Source organism: Marinobacter sp. (assembly GCF_041595835.1).
Taxonomy (GTDB): domain Bacteria; phylum Pseudomonadota; class Gammaproteobacteria; order Pseudomonadales; family Oleiphilaceae; genus Marinobacter.
On record NZ_JBFHJO010000005.1, the window covers coordinates 1 to 14738 of the forward strand.

At 52.5% G+C, this 14738-nt stretch carries 14 protein-coding genes and 1 tRNA gene; 6 read left to right on the plus strand and 9 right to left on the minus strand.

The window, feature by feature from the left end; genetic code table 11:
• The first annotated feature begins 56 nt into the window (after window positions 1-56).
• Window positions 57-132 (plus strand) — tRNA-Glu (locus tag ABYA77_RS03385).
• A 96-nt stretch (window positions 133-228) separates the two neighbouring features.
• Here the strand turns inward: ABYA77_RS03385 and ABYA77_RS03390 are convergent.
• On the minus strand, window positions 229-1080 hold the full coding sequence (locus ABYA77_RS03390; protein WP_372964538.1) for a 6-carboxytetrahydropterin synthase: 852 nt from the start codon (window positions 1078-1080) through the stop codon (window positions 229-231).
• A gap of 101 nt (window positions 1081-1181) precedes the next feature.
• Here ABYA77_RS03390 and ABYA77_RS03395 point away from each other — a divergent pair, with 101 nt between their 5' ends.
• Complete coding sequence (locus ABYA77_RS03395; protein ID WP_372964636.1) at window positions 1182-1793, plus strand: NTP transferase domain-containing protein; 612 nt, start codon at window positions 1182-1184, stop codon at window positions 1791-1793.
• Here ABYA77_RS03395 and ABYA77_RS03400 read toward each other — a convergent pair.
• From ABYA77_RS03400 to ABYA77_RS03410, 3 genes are all read right to left on the minus strand, one after another.
• Window positions 1776-2864 carry a response regulator gene (locus tag ABYA77_RS03400; RefSeq protein WP_372964539.1) on the minus strand — a complete coding sequence of 363 codons (1089 nt, stop codon included), beginning with the start codon at window positions 2862-2864 and terminating at the stop codon, window positions 1776-1778. The two genes, ABYA77_RS03395 and ABYA77_RS03400, sit on opposite strands and share 18 nt — an antisense overlap.
• A 54-nt stretch (window positions 2865-2918) precedes the next feature.
• Window positions 2919-4277: a PEGA domain-containing protein gene (locus ABYA77_RS03405; protein ID WP_372964540.1), complete on the minus strand. Its 1359-nt coding sequence runs from the start codon at window positions 4275-4277 to the stop codon at window positions 2919-2921.
• 114 nt (window positions 4278-4391) lie between these two features.
• Window positions 4392-4853, minus strand: a complete 462-nt coding sequence (locus ABYA77_RS03410; RefSeq protein ID WP_372964541.1) for a hypothetical protein — start codon at window positions 4851-4853, stop codon at window positions 4392-4394.
• Window positions 4854-4953: 100 nt separating this feature from the next.
• Between ABYA77_RS03410 and ABYA77_RS03415 the strand changes: the two genes are divergently transcribed.
• A complete protein-coding gene (locus tag ABYA77_RS03415; protein ID WP_372964542.1) occupies window positions 4954-7878 on the plus strand; it encodes an insulinase family protein in 2925 nt (974 codons plus the stop codon).
• A 79-nt stretch (window positions 7879-7957) separates the two neighbouring features.
• On the opposite strand, the gene ABYA77_RS03420 is transcribed toward ABYA77_RS03415, so the two are convergent.
• Window positions 7958-8773 (minus strand): pyruvate, water dikinase regulatory protein, encoded by an 816-nt coding sequence (locus tag ABYA77_RS03420; RefSeq protein WP_372964543.1) that lies wholly within the window; start codon window positions 8771-8773, stop codon window positions 7958-7960.
• Window positions 8774-8886: 113 nt separating this feature from the next.
• On the opposite strand from ABYA77_RS03420, the gene ppsA reads away from it, so the two are divergent.
• Both ppsA and rraA read left to right on the plus strand, forming a co-directional pair.
• The gene (gene ppsA, locus ABYA77_RS03425; RefSeq protein ID WP_372964544.1) at window positions 8887-11259 is read left to right on the plus strand and encodes a phosphoenolpyruvate synthase; all 2373 of its coding nucleotides are present in this window, start codon (window positions 8887-8889) and stop codon (window positions 11257-11259) included.
• A gap of 33 nt (window positions 11260-11292) precedes the next feature.
• Window positions 11293-11772 (plus strand): ribonuclease E activity regulator RraA, encoded by a 480-nt coding sequence (gene rraA, locus ABYA77_RS03430; protein ID WP_372964545.1) that lies wholly within the window; start codon window positions 11293-11295, stop codon window positions 11770-11772.
• A gap of 66 nt (window positions 11773-11838) precedes the next feature.
• On the opposite strand, the gene ABYA77_RS03435 is transcribed toward rraA, so the two are convergent.
• From ABYA77_RS03435 to ABYA77_RS03445, 3 genes are all read right to left on the minus strand, one after another.
• Window positions 11839-12126, minus strand: a complete 288-nt coding sequence (locus ABYA77_RS03435; protein ID WP_372964546.1) for a PilZ domain-containing protein — start codon at window positions 12124-12126, stop codon at window positions 11839-11841.
• A 2-nt stretch (window positions 12127-12128) separates the two neighbouring features.
• Entirely contained in the window at window positions 12129-12797 is a 669-nt protein-coding gene (locus tag ABYA77_RS03440) for a TIGR04211 family SH3 domain-containing protein (protein ID WP_372964547.1), read from the minus strand.
• 142 nt (window positions 12798-12939) lie between these two features.
• A complete protein-coding gene (locus tag ABYA77_RS03445; RefSeq protein WP_372964548.1) occupies window positions 12940-13239 on the minus strand; it encodes a YciI family protein in 300 nt (99 codons plus the stop codon).
• 87 nt (window positions 13240-13326) lie between these two features.
• Here ABYA77_RS03445 and ABYA77_RS03450 point away from each other — a divergent pair, with 87 nt between their 5' ends.
• Window positions 13327-14193 (plus strand): PHP domain-containing protein, encoded by an 867-nt coding sequence (locus ABYA77_RS03450; protein WP_372964549.1) that lies wholly within the window; start codon window positions 13327-13329, stop codon window positions 14191-14193.
• A gap of 2 nt (window positions 14194-14195) precedes the next feature.
• On the opposite strand, the gene ABYA77_RS03455 is transcribed toward ABYA77_RS03450, so the two are convergent.
• Window positions 14196-14738 (minus strand): YecA family protein, encoded by a 543-nt coding sequence (locus ABYA77_RS03455; RefSeq protein ID WP_372964550.1) that lies wholly within the window; start codon window positions 14736-14738, stop codon window positions 14196-14198.

The window sequence follows — 14738 nt, forward strand, 5'->3', positions numbered from 1 at the left end:
AACACTGGCAGTGTTGAGGTCGGCGGTTCGATCCCGCCTGGCTCCACCAATTTCTAGTCCCCTTCGTCTAGTGGCCTAGGACTCCGCCCTTTCACGGCGGCAACAGGGGTTCGAACCCCCTAGGGGACGCCAATACGGCTTTACGGTTTAGTCCACCGGAAAGCCATCAAAAAAACCGCCTTCGGGCGGTTTTTTTGTGTCTGGAATTCAGGGAGGGGGGCTCCGGAACTAGCGAGCGGCAATTGCACCCTTGCCAACGCCTTCGTAAGCCTTGACTCGAATCTCGTCGTCCGGGAATTCAGTTTTCAGTACATCAGCAATGTGCGCTGCGATCAGTTCAACCGTTGTGTCCGTTTCGAGCATGTACACCCGGCTTTCAGGAAGCGTGAGGCCAAATTCACCCTGATTGGCTTCGTACCCGAAGCTGATGTATGGCGTTCCATCCTCACCGACGTAGCGGCGGGTGACGTCTTCCTCGGTACCAACATAGATATCTTCCCAAAGCCTGGCCCAGCGTTTCTCTAAATTATGATCCCGGTGGCCGTTACGATCTATGCGAATAGGAGAGCGGTGGCCGTGGGCTATGCGTTGGCAGTTGCCCAGGTGTTTTTTCAGGCCATGAACATAGTGGTAGTAGGCGCCTTCGATAACGTCTTCCCGCAGGTTAATCTCTACGGTGGTGACGTTACCGGGCAGTACGGCCTTTAGTTCTTTTTCCAGTAGTGCGCTGACAGCAGAGGGGACAGCCCGGTCTGATGATAGCCAGACAACAGCTTCATTCGGTGAAGTATGTTCAATGTGACCACCGCCGGTCAGATCCCACTGGAAAGTGTTTGGTGCTTCTTCGTCCCAGTGCAGGCCTTCGTAGCCTCGCGGGATAACAAGACGATGGTCTACCAGCTCATCAATCACTCTCTTGATGGTGCGTTTGACGTTACTGAAATCGAAGACCATGCCCTGATCGTCCAGTTTCCCACCGAGCACCACGTCAGCAATCCAGCTTTCACCGACAAGGCCTCGGGTGGGGTCCAGGTAGGCGAAGTCAATGACGGTAAGGTTGTCGACGAATAAATGGTTCATGAATGGCCTGGCTATTTTGGTTGCATGATGGCGGGATTCTAGCAAAAATCGAGTGATTCAGCAGTTTGCTGCAGTGATCCGTTACAGGAGGCAAGATCATAATCACGAAAAGGGCTCAGCTCGATCAGCAGTTTCCGGTATTGGTGCTGGCGGCTGGTCGGAGTTTGCGGATGGGGCGGTGTAAACAAGTGCTGAATTTGCCAGGGCGCGGCACATTGCTTGGTAACGCCATTCGTCAGGCCAGAGTACTGTCTGGAAATGTGATGGTCATAGTCGGGGCTGGGTATCCTCTGGTGCGTTATCGTTGTACTTGTGAGCCCTCACGCTGGCTTTACTGTTCGGAGTGGGAACAGGGGCTGTCAGCGTCCTTAGTGGCCGGAATCAATGCTGCTGGGCCGAAAGCGCGGGGCGTGTATGTGGTGCTGGGCGATCAGCCTCTGGTCACCGGGGAGGGGTTGCTCGAACTTGCTCGCTGTGTTCGGAGCGAGCCTAAGCTGGCCTGGGCTGCGGATTACGGTAATCGGGCGGGGGTTCCTGCCTGGATACCGCGAGAGTTATGGCCGGAAGTGCGTGGCCTCGATGGGGATGCAGGCGCGGGAAGCGTGCTGAATGGAGTCGGGGCGAACCGGGTCGATATTCCAGGGGTGAAGCTTGATGCCGACACCCCCGTCGACTGGCTAAGAATAAAGCGGTTGTTAGCCGAACAGGCCTGATAGCCAAGCGATACCCACACTGAATATGCCCAGGCTGACAGCCAGGCCCAGGGTGTAGATGCGCGAGTTGGCAGACCGGTTTTGCGAAACGTACAGGTCAATCGTGCGTTGAGCGATGTCTTCAGCTGTTTCACGGGAGATTTCGTGGGCCTGCTGAATGGCTTCTGACTGAAGTGTTTGCCAGAACTCAGTATCAATGGTTTGCACGCTGGTGATGTGGTCTTTCATTTCGGCCATGTGGTCCGCCGTGAAGCCGGAGCTCTTTGCCAGTTCTTTGCGCCAGTTTGCCAGTTCCCGGCTTAAATTCATGTTCACTTCAACAGCGACTTCGTCACGCAGGTTGCGTGTGCGCTCATCGATGAGTTTGGATAAGTTCTCAAGCCGCTCATCAATGCTTGCTTCTTGCTTGTTCCGGGTTTCATCCAATGCGCGTTTCAGATGATCAAACTGCTCATCAAACAGGTCGCTTAAAAGCTCGTGCAGGCGGTTGTTAATATTGGTTTTGACGGCTGAACGTGCAATTTGTTCGATCAAGTCGCTGGTCAAAGGCACTACTTGCTGGCCAACCTGTCCGCTGAGGTTGCCTTCGGCGTAAGTTGTCATATCAACAGACATGTCTTCCGGAATGCTGATGGCGTCTTCCTCCGTCTCGGAAGGCATGACAAATCCCTCTGATTGCGGCAGGGTGCCCTGCTCAATGTCACTCGAAAGTTGCTCCAGCATGAGGGTAAGACCTTCTGTTTGCGGAGGCTTGGTGAGGATGCTGTAGATGCCGAAGTTTTTGGCTTCATCTGTGAAGGATGAGGATTTTTTCGACGTGCACATGATAATGGGAATGCCGGCGGTGTCCGGGTTGCTCTTGATTGCTTTCGTCGCCTCAACGCCGTTCATACCGGGCATTAAATGGTCCATGAAAATCACATCCGGAGCGGTGTGGTGTTTCAGGAAATCCAGGGCTTCTTCGGCGGAGCCTGCCATGTTCACTTCCATGTTCCGACTTTCCAGCAGTTTGCTTAGAGCAAACCGGGCCACTTTGGAGTCGTCAACCAGCAGAGCATTTTTGATTGCCATGTCACTACCTCAACCTGTTACTGCAAATTCGTGGGTGCTGCGACCGGGATGTTCTTACCAGCCTTCCAGTTGCGGGCACTGTGTGGCCCGATAGCTTTTGTCCCGATAACACACGCCGGGCTCTGAGGTGCGGGCTGTGAATATTTCACCGGCCGCAGTTGTCAGACGAACTTGTCCGTAGGGTTCGCCATGGCGGAATGTGGCTTCAATGGAGCTGCCATTAGGGTTGCGTAGCAGCCCGGCACCATGAAATTTGCCTTCCATATATTCGCCGTCGTATCTCTTTCCATCCGCAAATATTTCTGAACCCTTACCGTGGAAGGCACCGTTGGAAAATTCACCTTCATAAGATCGGCCATCCGGGTAGGTGAGGGTGCCGTGACCATGGAATTCACCGTTGCGGAAATTGCCAACGTATAACATGCCGTCAGCGGTGGTTAGCGAGCCGGCGCCGTGTATGCGCCCTTGTACCCAATTGCCGGTTATGATGTCGCCGTTGGCTTTGGTGAGGGTGCCTTTGCCGTGGAATTCATTCCGCTCAAAGCGACCGGTGTATTCTGAGCTGTCAGCACCCCGCCACTGGCCTTCGCCATGTTGCTGGCCATTTTCCCAGTCGCCTTCATAACGGCTTCCGTCGGGGTACCAGGCTATGCCTTCACCGTGAAACAAGCCGTTAATGAAGTGGCCTTCGTATCGTAGGCCGGTATCATCCTTCCATGTACCGTCGCCGGTTTTTATGCCGCCAATCCATTGGCCGTTCAGATAGTTAACTGTAGTTTGTTCTTCCAGTCTGCCAACCAGTGTAAGTTCTTGGCCAGCTTTTAAGGCAACAGCGCTGCTCCAGGGCTTGTAGCCCGGTTTTTCGATGATAACTTCATAGCGCCCTGGGTCCAGTTCCAGATCAAGTCTGGTGGCGCCATAGGCTTTACCGTTGATAGTGACCAGGTCTCCTGCCACGTTAGAACGAAGTACCAGGGTGCCGGTAGTCGGTGGTGTCTTCTGCCGGGGGGCATGAATGTCTGTGACTTTGGTGATGGCCGAGACTGGTTCGGCTACAGCGAGCAGTTCGGAATCTTCCGCTAAAGGCTCTACCTCAAAGGCTTCTGCGCTAACCCTGCTTTCTTGCAGGGTGTCAGTCGCGGCACCTGTTTGTGGTGCCGTCGCAACAGCCAACTCTTGTTCTTGTGGTTGCGCTGGCTCGGGTGTGTTTTCTTGCCGGGCCTGGTCAAGGAGGGATTCTTCAGGTGAGGTTGGCTCTTTTGTTGTGTCTGTGGCGTCTACAATGGCTGCAGTGATACTGGGCTCGTCAGTTTTTTCTGGCATCATGCCATTACGCACCGAGGCGAAGCCGGCAGTCACCAGTAACATCAATGCAAGTGCGTTAACGAACAGCAGCGGTCTGAAATCGACCATGGTAAAACCTCTTATCCCAACTTCTCGGATACCTTTGTTATAGGATCATCTTAACCACTGTATGCAACGTTATGTAACAGAAAGTCATTGAAGTTAGCCAGAATGCTGGCCAAATCACATTTTGTCCGGAAGCTGATCATGGTTGAGCTGCTCCCAGGACTTCATGTATACATCCGCTTCATACTGATATGGGGACCGGAATGGCGTCAACACGAAATCGAACACCAGAAAAAAGGAACCGATCGAGAACCAGGCTATCAGTAGAGTACTGATGGTTGTGGCCTGTTCTTCAGGGTTGGAGTTTATAAATCCTTGCAGTACCGGGATCAGGTCTGTTGCCAGTACGACTGGATTGAAGCTCGACAATACGAACGGTAGCCAGAAGGCGATAAATACCGGGAAGAACCCGTAGGACCAAAGCACTCGCCGAAGAAGGTAGACACCAACTTCCCGCCAGAACCGTTGGCGAATTTCCGGAACGCTGCGAATGCTTTCGAGGTATTGGCGGCGTTCGGCCCACCAGGCAGCTACTTCGGGGGCGTCTATATGCTTTGTGGTGTTGGTTTTGTCTGTCATTGATTGGCAGGCTACCTTGTTGGGTTTGTTCAATGCATCATATCGGATAGTACGTGTTACTCTGTAATTCTCCAATTATTCAATACACAGGATCGTTTTAATGGCTGCAGTGACAGACAACGCAATCCATCCGGCTTTCGAAAAACTTCGTAGTCACCGGATTAGCACTCTTAACCTGGACGTTGAGGAGTATCGCCATAAAAAGACGGGTGCTCGACACCTGCACCTGGCGGCCGACAACGACGAAAACGTCTTTTTTGTAGCCCTTCGAACTTTCCCGATGGATTCCACCGGGGTAGCCCATATTCTGGAGCACACAGCCCTTTGTGGCAGTGAGCGTTACCCAGTTCGCGACCCATTCTTTATGATGATCAGACGTTCTTTGAATACGTTTATGAACGCGTTCACAAGCAGCGACTGGACGGCTTATCCTTTTGCCAGTATGAACCGGAAGGATTTTGACAACCTGTTGTCGGTGTATCTGGATTCTGTCTTTTTCTCCAGGCTTGATCCGTTGGACTTTGCTCAGGAAGGCCATCGCCTGGAATTTGAAAAGCCTGATGATCCCTCAAGTGATCTGGTCTATCGAGGCGTGGTCTACAACGAGATGAAGGGCGCGATGAGTTCGCCCACATCACAGTTATGGCAGAGCTTGTCCAGCCACTTATTCCCAACTACAACTTATCACTACAACAGTGGTGGCGAGCCAGATCAGATTGTTGATTTGAGCTACGACGATTTGCTCGAATTCTATCGACACCACTATCACCCGAGTAATGCCATTTTCGCCACCTACGGAAATATCCCGGCCCACGAGCATCACGAAAAGTTTGAAACCTTGGCGCTTAAGCGTTTTGATCGGTTGGATATCAGGCTGCCGCTGCATGATGAAAAACGCATGTTTGCCCCTATGAAAGTTGAGCAGGGATATGCGGTTGGAGAAGGTGAAGACGTTGAAAGCAAAACTCACATTGTCATGGGGTGGTTGCTCGGCCACAGCTTCGATTTGCAAGAAAACCTTGAAGGCCAGTTGTTGTCTTCGGTTTTACTGGAAAACAGTGCGTCACCAATGATGCGGGCTTTGGAGACCACCGACATTGGCCTTGCTCCATCACCGATGTGTGGTCTGGAAGATTCTAACCGTGAAATGACCTTTGTGTGTGGTATCGAAGGTAGTGAGCCTTCTCGCCGCGAGGACTTGGAAGCGCTGGTTGAATCGACCCTGAATAAAGTGGTTGAAGAAGGTGTGAGCCTTGATCGGCTTGAGGCGATTCTCCATCAACTTGAGTTGCATCAGCGTGAGATTGCAGGGGATAGCTTCCCTTATGGCTTGCAGCTGATCATGCAGTCCATTGCGCCAATGGTCCATGGTGGTGATCCTGTTGAATTGCTGGATCTTGAGCCGGTTTTGGCGACTTTGCGGGAGAAAATCAAAGATCCGGACTATGTGCCGGACCTTATCCGCCGGAAGCTTCTGGACAACCCGCATCGGGTAACTTTGACTTTACGCCCTGATGAGAAGCTTGAAGGGTATCATCAGGCCGCTCTGCGCGAAGCGTTGGCTAAGCGTAAAGCCAGCCTCAGCGAAGAGGAAGTGAAAGCGATTGTTGAGCAGGCGCAGGCGCTGGAAGAGCGGCAGTTGCGTAAGGATGATGATTCCATTCTGCCAAAAGTTGGGCTTGCTGACGTGCCCTTGCAAATGCCCGAGCCAGAGGCGACTTACGATGCTGAAACTGGTGCAACGTTATATGCTCGTGGAACCAATGGGCTGGTTTATCAACAGGTTGTGTTGCCGGTTCCTGCGCTGAGCGAAGAAGAGTTACTGTTGTTGCCTTACTACACAACCTTGATATCCGAGGTGGGTTGTGGAGAGCTTGATTACCTGCAGATGCAGGATCGTATTTCTGCTGAGTCCGGCGGTATAGGTGCTTCGTTCAGTGCCAAGGGTCGTATTGATGATGTGCAGGATATGTCCGGATACCTGATTTTCAGTGGCAAGGCGCTTGCGCGTAACAGCAAGGCGCTGACTCAATTGCTGAAAGATGTGTTTACCGGTGCGCGGTTTGATGAAAAAGAGCGGATCCGGGAAATTATTACTCAGGTTCGGGCTCGTCGTGAGCAGGCTGTGACGGGTAGCGGGCATGCCTTGGCTATGGGTGCTGCAGCTCAGGGCTTGAGTGCCGGTTCCTGGTTGAGCTTCCGTCTGGGTGGGCTCGCGGGTATTCGTGGGACTAAAGAGTTGGATAAGTCCTTGGGGGATGAGGCTGAGCTGGAGGCATTCTGTACAAGTTTGACAGCGTTGCACGACAAGATTCGCCATCAGGGGCGCAAGTTCTTGTTGATTGGTGAGGAGGCTCAGCTAACACCAATGCTGGATAACCTTAAGTCCTGCTGGCGGCCGGGTGAGGGGACGTCAGGTGACGCTTGGTCAATGGAGCCAGTGAGCTACAAGACTCAGGAGGCTTGGTTGACGTCTACACAGGTGAACTTCTGTGCCAAAGCGTATGCCACAGTGGCGGTGGATCATCCAGATGCTGCAGCTTTGACGGTTCTGGGTGGTTTCCTGCGGAATGGATACCTGCATCGTGCGATTCGCGAAAAAGGCGGCGCATATGGTGGTGGTGCCGGGCAGGACAGTGTAAACGGCGTATTCCGTTTCTTTTCCTATCGTGACCCGCGGCTTGCTGACACCCTGGATGATTTTGATGCGGCGCTGAACTGGCTGCACACTGAGGAGCACGATGAGCAGGCACTGGAAGAGGCGATTCTCGGGGTAATTGGTCAGATGGACCGCCCACATTCACCAGCGGGTGCAGCGCGTCATGCCTTCCATAACCGGTTGTTCGGACGCTCCCCAGAGCAGCGGGCACGGTTTCGTGAGCGTGTTCTTGGCGTGACTTTGGATGAGATGCGTCGGGTGGCTGAGGCCTGGTTGAAACCGGAAGATGCCAGCGTGGCGGTGGTGACAAACCATGAAAATCGCAAAGTGGCGGAACAGTTGGGCCTTGTTATACAGGAGCTGTAAACGGGACTTTAAGAGGGGATTGAATGTCTGAAAAAGGGTGGCAGACCACGGTCTGCCACCCTTTTTTTATTGAGCCGGCTTATCGGTGGCGTTTTAGGCCGGTCGACACCATGATCCGCGTTGAGATTTCCTCAACGGAATAGGCTGTGGTATTCAGGTACGGGATGCGTTCCCGCTTGTACATGAGTTCGATCTCTTCTACTTCATGCATGCACTGTTGCATGGAGGAATAGCGTGAGTTAGGGCGTCGCTCGTTTCGAATCGTGGCCAGACGTTCGGGCTCTATGGTCAGGCCGAACAGCTTTTCTTTATGGGGCCGTAGCGCGGAGGGCATCTTCTGGTCGTCCAGATCTTCTTCGGTGATCGGGTAGTTGGCTGCCTTGATGCCATATTGCAGTGCCAGATAGAGGCAGGTGGGCGTTTTTCCACTTCGTGAGGCTCCGATGAGAATCAGGTCGGCTTCATCGTAGTGGCGCGTGCGGGCACCGTCATCGTTATCGAGAGCGAAGTTTACTGCATGGATCCGGCGCTCATAGCTGCTGACGTTGTTGATGGCGTGGGATTTACCAACCGAGTAAGACGAAGAAGAGTTAAGCTCCAGCTCAAGCGGGCTCAGGAATGTGCCAAAGATGTCGACCATAAAGCCTTCGGCGTCGCTGACTATTTCCCGGATGGTGTTGTTCACGATGGTGTCGAAAATCAGCGGGCGCTCGCCGTCAGCTTCAGCGGCGGTATTGATTCGTTTTACCAAATCCAGCGCCTTTTCTTCATCGTCGATGTACGGCACGGTGATGCGTTCAAATTCTATTTTTTCAAACTGCGCCAACAGCGCATGACCCAGTGCTTCAGCTGTCAGTCCTGTGCCGTCCGAGATAAAAAAAGCGGTTCTTTTCATGGTTTCATCCACTCAGGTTTTAAGGCGAGTCCCTAGGTAATTCTCGCAGCTTACAGTATCATACACGCTAGTTTCGAGACTCCGCGCCACTTAGATACAAGGGAGACCACGCTTTGGAAGATTACATTATCTGGTTTGACCACCTTGGAATGTCCGATGTCGACCGTGTTGGGGGTAAGAACGCATCCCTCGGTGAAATGATCAGTAATCTGGCCAATGCCGGTGTTACCGTTCCAGGTGGTTTTGCCACGACAGCGCATGCTTATCGTGAGTTTCTGGCAACTGACGGACTGAAGGATCGTATTGATGCTGCTCTGGATGCGCTGGATGTTAGCGACGTAAATGAGTTGGCACGGGTTGGTTCAAAAATCCGTCAATGGGTTATTGATACCGCCTTCCCTGAGTCTCTGGAAAGCGCTTTGAAATCAGCCTATGAAAAACTGCGGGCTGGTAATGAATCCATGGCAGTGGCTGTGCGCTCTTCTGCCACGGCTGAAGATTTACCGGATGCATCATTTGCAGGGCAGCAGGAAACCTTCCTGAACGTGGTTGGTCTGGATCAGGTGCGGACGTCAGTTAAAGAAGTGTTTGCGTCTTTGTTTAATGACCGCGCGATTTCCTACCGGGTCCACCATGGCTTTGATCATAAACTCGTGGCCCTGTCAGCCGGTATTCAGAAGATGGTTCGCAGTGAAACAGCATCCAGTGGCGTGATGTTTACCCTGGATACTGAATCCGGTTTCCGTGATGTGGTGTTTATTACCTCTTCCTATGGTTTGGGTGAAACCGTGGTTCAGGGGGCCGTTAATCCAGATGAATTCTATGTTCATAAGCCGACCCTGGCAGCGGGTCGTCCATCTGTATTGCGCCGTAATCTGGGCAGCAAAGCCATCAAAATGATTTATCACACTGAGCCCGGTGAAGGTAAGTTTGTTGAAACGGTGAAAGTGGATCTTGAGGAGCGTACCCGCTTCTCCATCACTGACGCAGAAGTGGAAGAGCTTGCGAAGCAAGCCATGATTATCGAAGAGCATTATCAGCGCCCGATGGACATTGAGTGGGCTAAAGATGGCGATGATGGCAAAATTTATATCGTTCAGGCCCGCCCTGAAACGGTTAAAAGCCGCGCTTCCGCTAATGTTATGGAGCGTTACCTGCTGAAAGAGACCGGCACTGTACTCGTTGAAGGCCGAAGTATTGGTCACAAAATTGGTAGCGGCCCAGTCAAGATTATCACCAGCATCAATGAGATGGACCGGGTTCAGCCTGGCGATGTTCTGGTAACCGACATGACCGACCCAGACTGGGAACCGGTGATGAAGCGTGCTTCAGCTATTGTTACTGACCGTGGTGGTCGTACCTGTCATGCAGCTATTATTGCTCGTGAACTGGGCATTCCGGCCGTTGTGGGCTGTGGTGATGGAACTGAGGTACTTAAAGACGGCCAGAACGTTACGGTTTCTTGTGCGGAAGGTGATACAGGCTTTATTTACGAAGGTGCCCTGGATTTCGAATTGCGTGAAAATACCGTGGACTCCATGCCCAATATTCCGTTCAAGATCATGATGAACGTGGGCAATCCTGACCGTGCTTTTGATTTCCAGGCTCTGCCTAACGAAGGCGTTGGTTTGGCTCGTCTGGAGTTTATTATTAACCGGATGATTGGGGTCCACCCGAAGGCGTTGTTAGGTTATGACGGGCTACCTGGCGATATCAGGCAAACCGTAGATAAGCGTATCGCCGGTTACGGTTCTCCGGTGGATTTCTATGTCGATAAGCTGGTTGAAGGTATCTCTACCCTGGCCGCAGCGTTCGCGCCCAAGAAAGTGATTGTTCGGCTGTCTGACTTTAAGTCGAATGAATACGCGAACCTTATTGGCGGAACACTGTACGAGCCAGATGAAGAGAATCCGATGCTGGGCTTCCGTGGTGCTTCTCGCTACATCTCTGAAACCTTCCGCGATTGCTTCGAGCTTGAGTGTCGGGCGCTCAAAAAAGTGCGCGACGTAATGGGGCTGACTAACGTTGAAGTGATGGTTCCGTTTGTGCGGACGGTGGGCGAAGCCGAACAAGTGGTCAGGCTGCTGGCTGAAAACGGCCTGAAGCGTGGAGAGAATGGCCTGCGCGTGATCATGATGTGCGAACTGCCGGCCAACGCTATTCTGGCTGACCAGTTCCTGGAGCACTTTGATGGATTCTCTATTGGTTCCAACGATTTGACTCAGCTTACTCTGGGTCTGGACCGGGATTCCGGCATTATTGCTCATCTGTTTGATGAGCGGAACGATGCCGTTAAGGTGTTGTTATCTAATGCCATTCAGGCCTGTAAAAAAGCCGGCAAGTATATCGGTATCTGTGGCCAGGGCCCGTCAGATCACCCGGACCTGGCTAAGTGGCTGATGGATGAAGGCATCGATACCGTTTCGCTGAATCCGGATTCTGTTTTGGATACCTGGTTCTTCCTGGCCGAAGAAAAGATTGATTGAACTGGAACATTTCGGGAAAAGGAGAGTGACAACGTGAGCAATATTATTACTCCGGATCTGTGCGACGAGTTTCCGGAAGTGCAGGTGGTTGAGCCTGGCTTCAATAATTACGGTGGCATTCGTCAGTTTGGTGGCGAGATCGTGACGGTGAAGTGTTTTGAAGATAACTCGGTCGTTAAAGAGCAGGTTGGTCTGCCGGGCAATGGCCGAGTGATGGTCGTTGATGGTGGTGCTTCAAAACGCAACGCATTGCTGGGCGATATGCTGGCGGAGAAGGCTGCAAAGAATGGTTGGGCTGGCTTGATTATCTATGGCTGCATTCGCGATGTGGACGAAATCGGTCAAACCAAGCTGGGGGTTCAGGCTCTCGGTACTGTGCCGCGTAAAACAGATAAGCGCAATATTGGTGATTTGAATGTGCCGGTTACTTTTCATGGTGTGACCTTCCGTCCAGGTCAATATGTTTACGCCGACAATAACGGCATTATCGTATCCGAGAAACCTTTGGTTTAATTTCAGAGGTTGGCGGGATAAAAAGGGTGACTATTTTAGTCGCCCTTTTTTTGGGCGGGCTGTTTCTCAAGTGACTTCAATGATATTGATGCCTAAAAGGTAGCCGTTGCCATCAGGAGCGCAGCGCAGTACTTCGCCCACGGTTTCAAGGGGAGGGAACTGATTGCCCGCCGCTTCTATACGTGTTTTCAGTTCTTCGCCAATCGGAAAAGGCCTGTCGACATGCAGTTGCATGCCTGCAGCACTTAGATCGCAGCAGATTCCAGTGATGGTTTCTCCGTTGCTTCCGGTGATCTGGATTTCACTGTTAACCTGCATCCGGTAAAAATCACGCTTTTCCGAATAGTCTTTCATGATTACGCCCAGTTATCGGTTTTTCTTGTTGGTTTGAGCATTGGAATAATCAATGCCAAGAGTACACCGCCCAGAACTAGTCCTGCCCCCAGGAGCATGAAGTCAGATTCTTTTCCGGCTTCCAGGCGTTCATTTTCAGCCGTCAGTACTTCCAGGTCGTTGCGCAATTTCTGGTTTTCTTCACGCAGTTCACGGCTGCGACGTTCCAGGTTAATGGCATCGGCGGCAATAGATTTGATCTTGCGAAGTTCATCCTGAAGGTCGGCGGCCTGGTTTGAGAGGTTGTTTTCAGCAGCTTGCAGGTTGTCGCGCTCTTCCGTCACGGAGGCCAGTTGTTGGCTCAGGCTTGCGACGTCTTCTTTTGCCTTCTCAAGTTCACGGGTGGCTTGAGCCAGCAGGTCTTTGGCAACAGGCGTTTTGCTGACAAACTGAGAGGCAACCCAGCCTACCGTGCCTTTAGGTGTACGAACTTTTGTGTAGCCCTCTGACGTATCAAGAAGTTCAAGCGGCGTTCCAGTGGGCACGGCGTTTTCAATAATTCGAAACTGACTGCCTGCACCGGAACGAACGGGCAGGTAGAGCTGATCGTCAACCCATACGGTTCGGGCCTGAGCGACAGATATGGAGCTGATGATTAGTAGAAAGCTGAGAGCAAGACGGAGCGGTGTCACTGATTGCATTCCCCGGTTTAGGCGGTTGTTTGATCTTACAAGGCAGCAATTTTGTCACAGAGTGACCGGTATTCAAGCAATGGCGCGTTACAATCCGCTCATACTGGGTGTTGTGACGCAAAAAAGATCTGCCTTTGGTTTATTAGGGTAGCGCGATTTTGTATGGTTTAACGATAACTGATTTATAAATGCCTGCTTCAATATAAGGGTCTTCATCGGCCCAGGCCTGGGCGTGTTCCAGCGAATCAAACTCAGCGATTACCAGGCTACCAGTAAAGCCGGAATCGCCGGGATCTTCTGTGTCGATTGCCGGATGTGGGCCAGCAACCAACAAGCGGCCTTCTGCTTTCAGCATTTCGAGCCGAGCAATGTGTGCTGGACGTGCCTGCTTGCGCAGCGACAGGCTGTTAGGGATATCTTCGCTCATAATGGCGTAGTACATTCATCGCTCCACAATCGGTGTGGCCAGAGTTAGGGCCTGGTGCCCCAGGCTGATACACTGTTGGCCACTTTGTTTTCAGGATTGGTTGTGACTATACCTCAAGAGCAGAAATCGTGCATTGACCTGCATTGCCATAGTACTGCGTCTGACGGCGCCTTGGCACCGGCCGAGTTAATTGCTCGTGCGGCAGAGAAGGGGGTGAGTCATCTGGCACTGACTGACCACGATACAATTGCCGGTCTTCCGGAGGCCAGGGAAGCTGCTCTTGGTGCAGGCCTGACGCTGATTCCGGGCGTTGAGCTGTCGTGCGTGTGGCGCAGCTATACCATTCATGTGGTGGGGCTCGATTTTGATGAGACTAGCCCTCCGTTCCTGGCTGCGTTGTCATGTCAGAACGAAAATCGCTGGCAACGTGCCCGAATGATTGCTGATAAGCTTTCCCGACTAAAGGTCGACGCATTGCTGGATAAAGCGACCGCATTGGCAGGCGGTGAGGTGCCTGGTCGTCCGCACTTTGCTCAGGCGTTGGTTGATGCGGGGGTGGTCCCTAAGGTCGCGCATGCTTTTAAACGGCACCTCGGTGCGGGTAAGCCGGGGGATGTGAAGGCTTGTTGGCCTGAATTAAATGAAGTCGTGCAATGGATTCAGGATGCTGATGGAGTTGCCGTTTTAGCGCATCCACGTAAATACCGCTTATCAGCCACCCGGCTGAGGGAATTGGTGGGCGATTTTCGTAAGGCGGGAGGGCGCGCAATAGAGGTTTCTATTTCCGGGCAATCCAGTGGTGACCTGGGCTTTGTTGCAGAGCTTGCGAGGCGAGAAAACTTGCTGGCGTCTCAAGGGAGTGATTTTCACTTTCCGGGGGCTGCCTGGTGTGAGCTTGGCCGGATAACAAAAATGCCAGAGGGGCTGGAGCCCGTCTGGCATTATTTCCGAGAACCTGTGCGCGGGTAGTGTTACTCCGGCACGTGGAAAAGCAGGTACAGATCGGTCAGTGAGTCCGGAATAGCCTCGGCCATCCGGCTTGCGACCTTTTCATCTTCCCGGGCTCGTTGGAAGTCTTCATCTTCAAACAGGCCGGACAGTGTCAGTATCGGCACCATCAGGTCTGCTACTTCTTCTTCGTCTGCATCTTCCATCCACTCTTCCTCATTTTCGAGGAAGGTTTCTACGAATCCCGCGCACCAGTTCTCAAGTGCGTTCATCGGGTCTCCGTCTTCCGGCTCAGGAAGTTCCAGGGGCTGGCCCATATCTAGTGACTGGGTCATTTCCTGGGTTAGCGTGTTGACACACTGTGCGAAAATTTCTGGCACTTTGCCGTCAGGCAGGGTGTCTGAGCCTGTTGCCAGGCGGAAGATTTCTTCCACCTGCAGGCTGACCGGCCCGATAACACTGGCGCATACGGCTCCATGCAGGCCGAAGAAATCCAGGGCGTCGTCACCCCAAGGCTCTGCAAATAGAATGTCTTCCAGTGCTTCGATGTCCGAATTTGTCAGCAT

Bases quoted from the DNA above. Each gene is read 5' to 3' on its own strand.
- ABYA77_RS03455 (WP_372964550.1), bottom strand. From the start codon at position 14,738: ATGCTGACAAATTCGGACATCGAAGCACTGGAAGACATTCTATTTGCA.
- ABYA77_RS03390 (WP_372964538.1), bottom strand. From the start codon at position 1,080: ATGAACCATTTATTCGTCGACAACCTTACCGTCATTGACTTCGCCTAC.
- ABYA77_RS03405 (WP_372964540.1), bottom strand. From the start codon at position 4,277: ATGGTCGATTTCAGACCGCTGCTGTTCGTTAACGCACTTGCATTGATG.
- ABYA77_RS03435 (WP_372964546.1), bottom strand. From the start codon at position 12,126: ATGAAAGACTATTCGGAAAAGCGTGATTTTTACCGGATGCAGGTTAAC.
- ABYA77_RS03400 (WP_372964539.1), bottom strand. From the start codon at position 2,864: ATGGCAATCAAAAATGCTCTGCTGGTTGACGACTCCAAAGTGGCCCGG.
- ABYA77_RS03410 (WP_372964541.1), bottom strand. From the start codon at position 4,853: ATGACAGACAAAACCAACACCACAAAGCATATAGACGCCCCCGAAGTA.
- ABYA77_RS03420 (WP_372964543.1), bottom strand. From the start codon at position 8,773: ATGAAAAGAACCGCTTTTTTTATCTCGGACGGCACAGGACTGACAGCT.
- ABYA77_RS03415 (WP_372964542.1), top strand. From the start codon at position 4,954: ATGGCTGCAGTGACAGACAACGCAATCCATCCGGCTTTCGAAAAACTT.
- ABYA77_RS03445 (WP_372964548.1), bottom strand. From the start codon at position 13,239: ATGTACTACGCCATTATGAGCGAAGATATCCCTAACAGCCTGTCGCTG.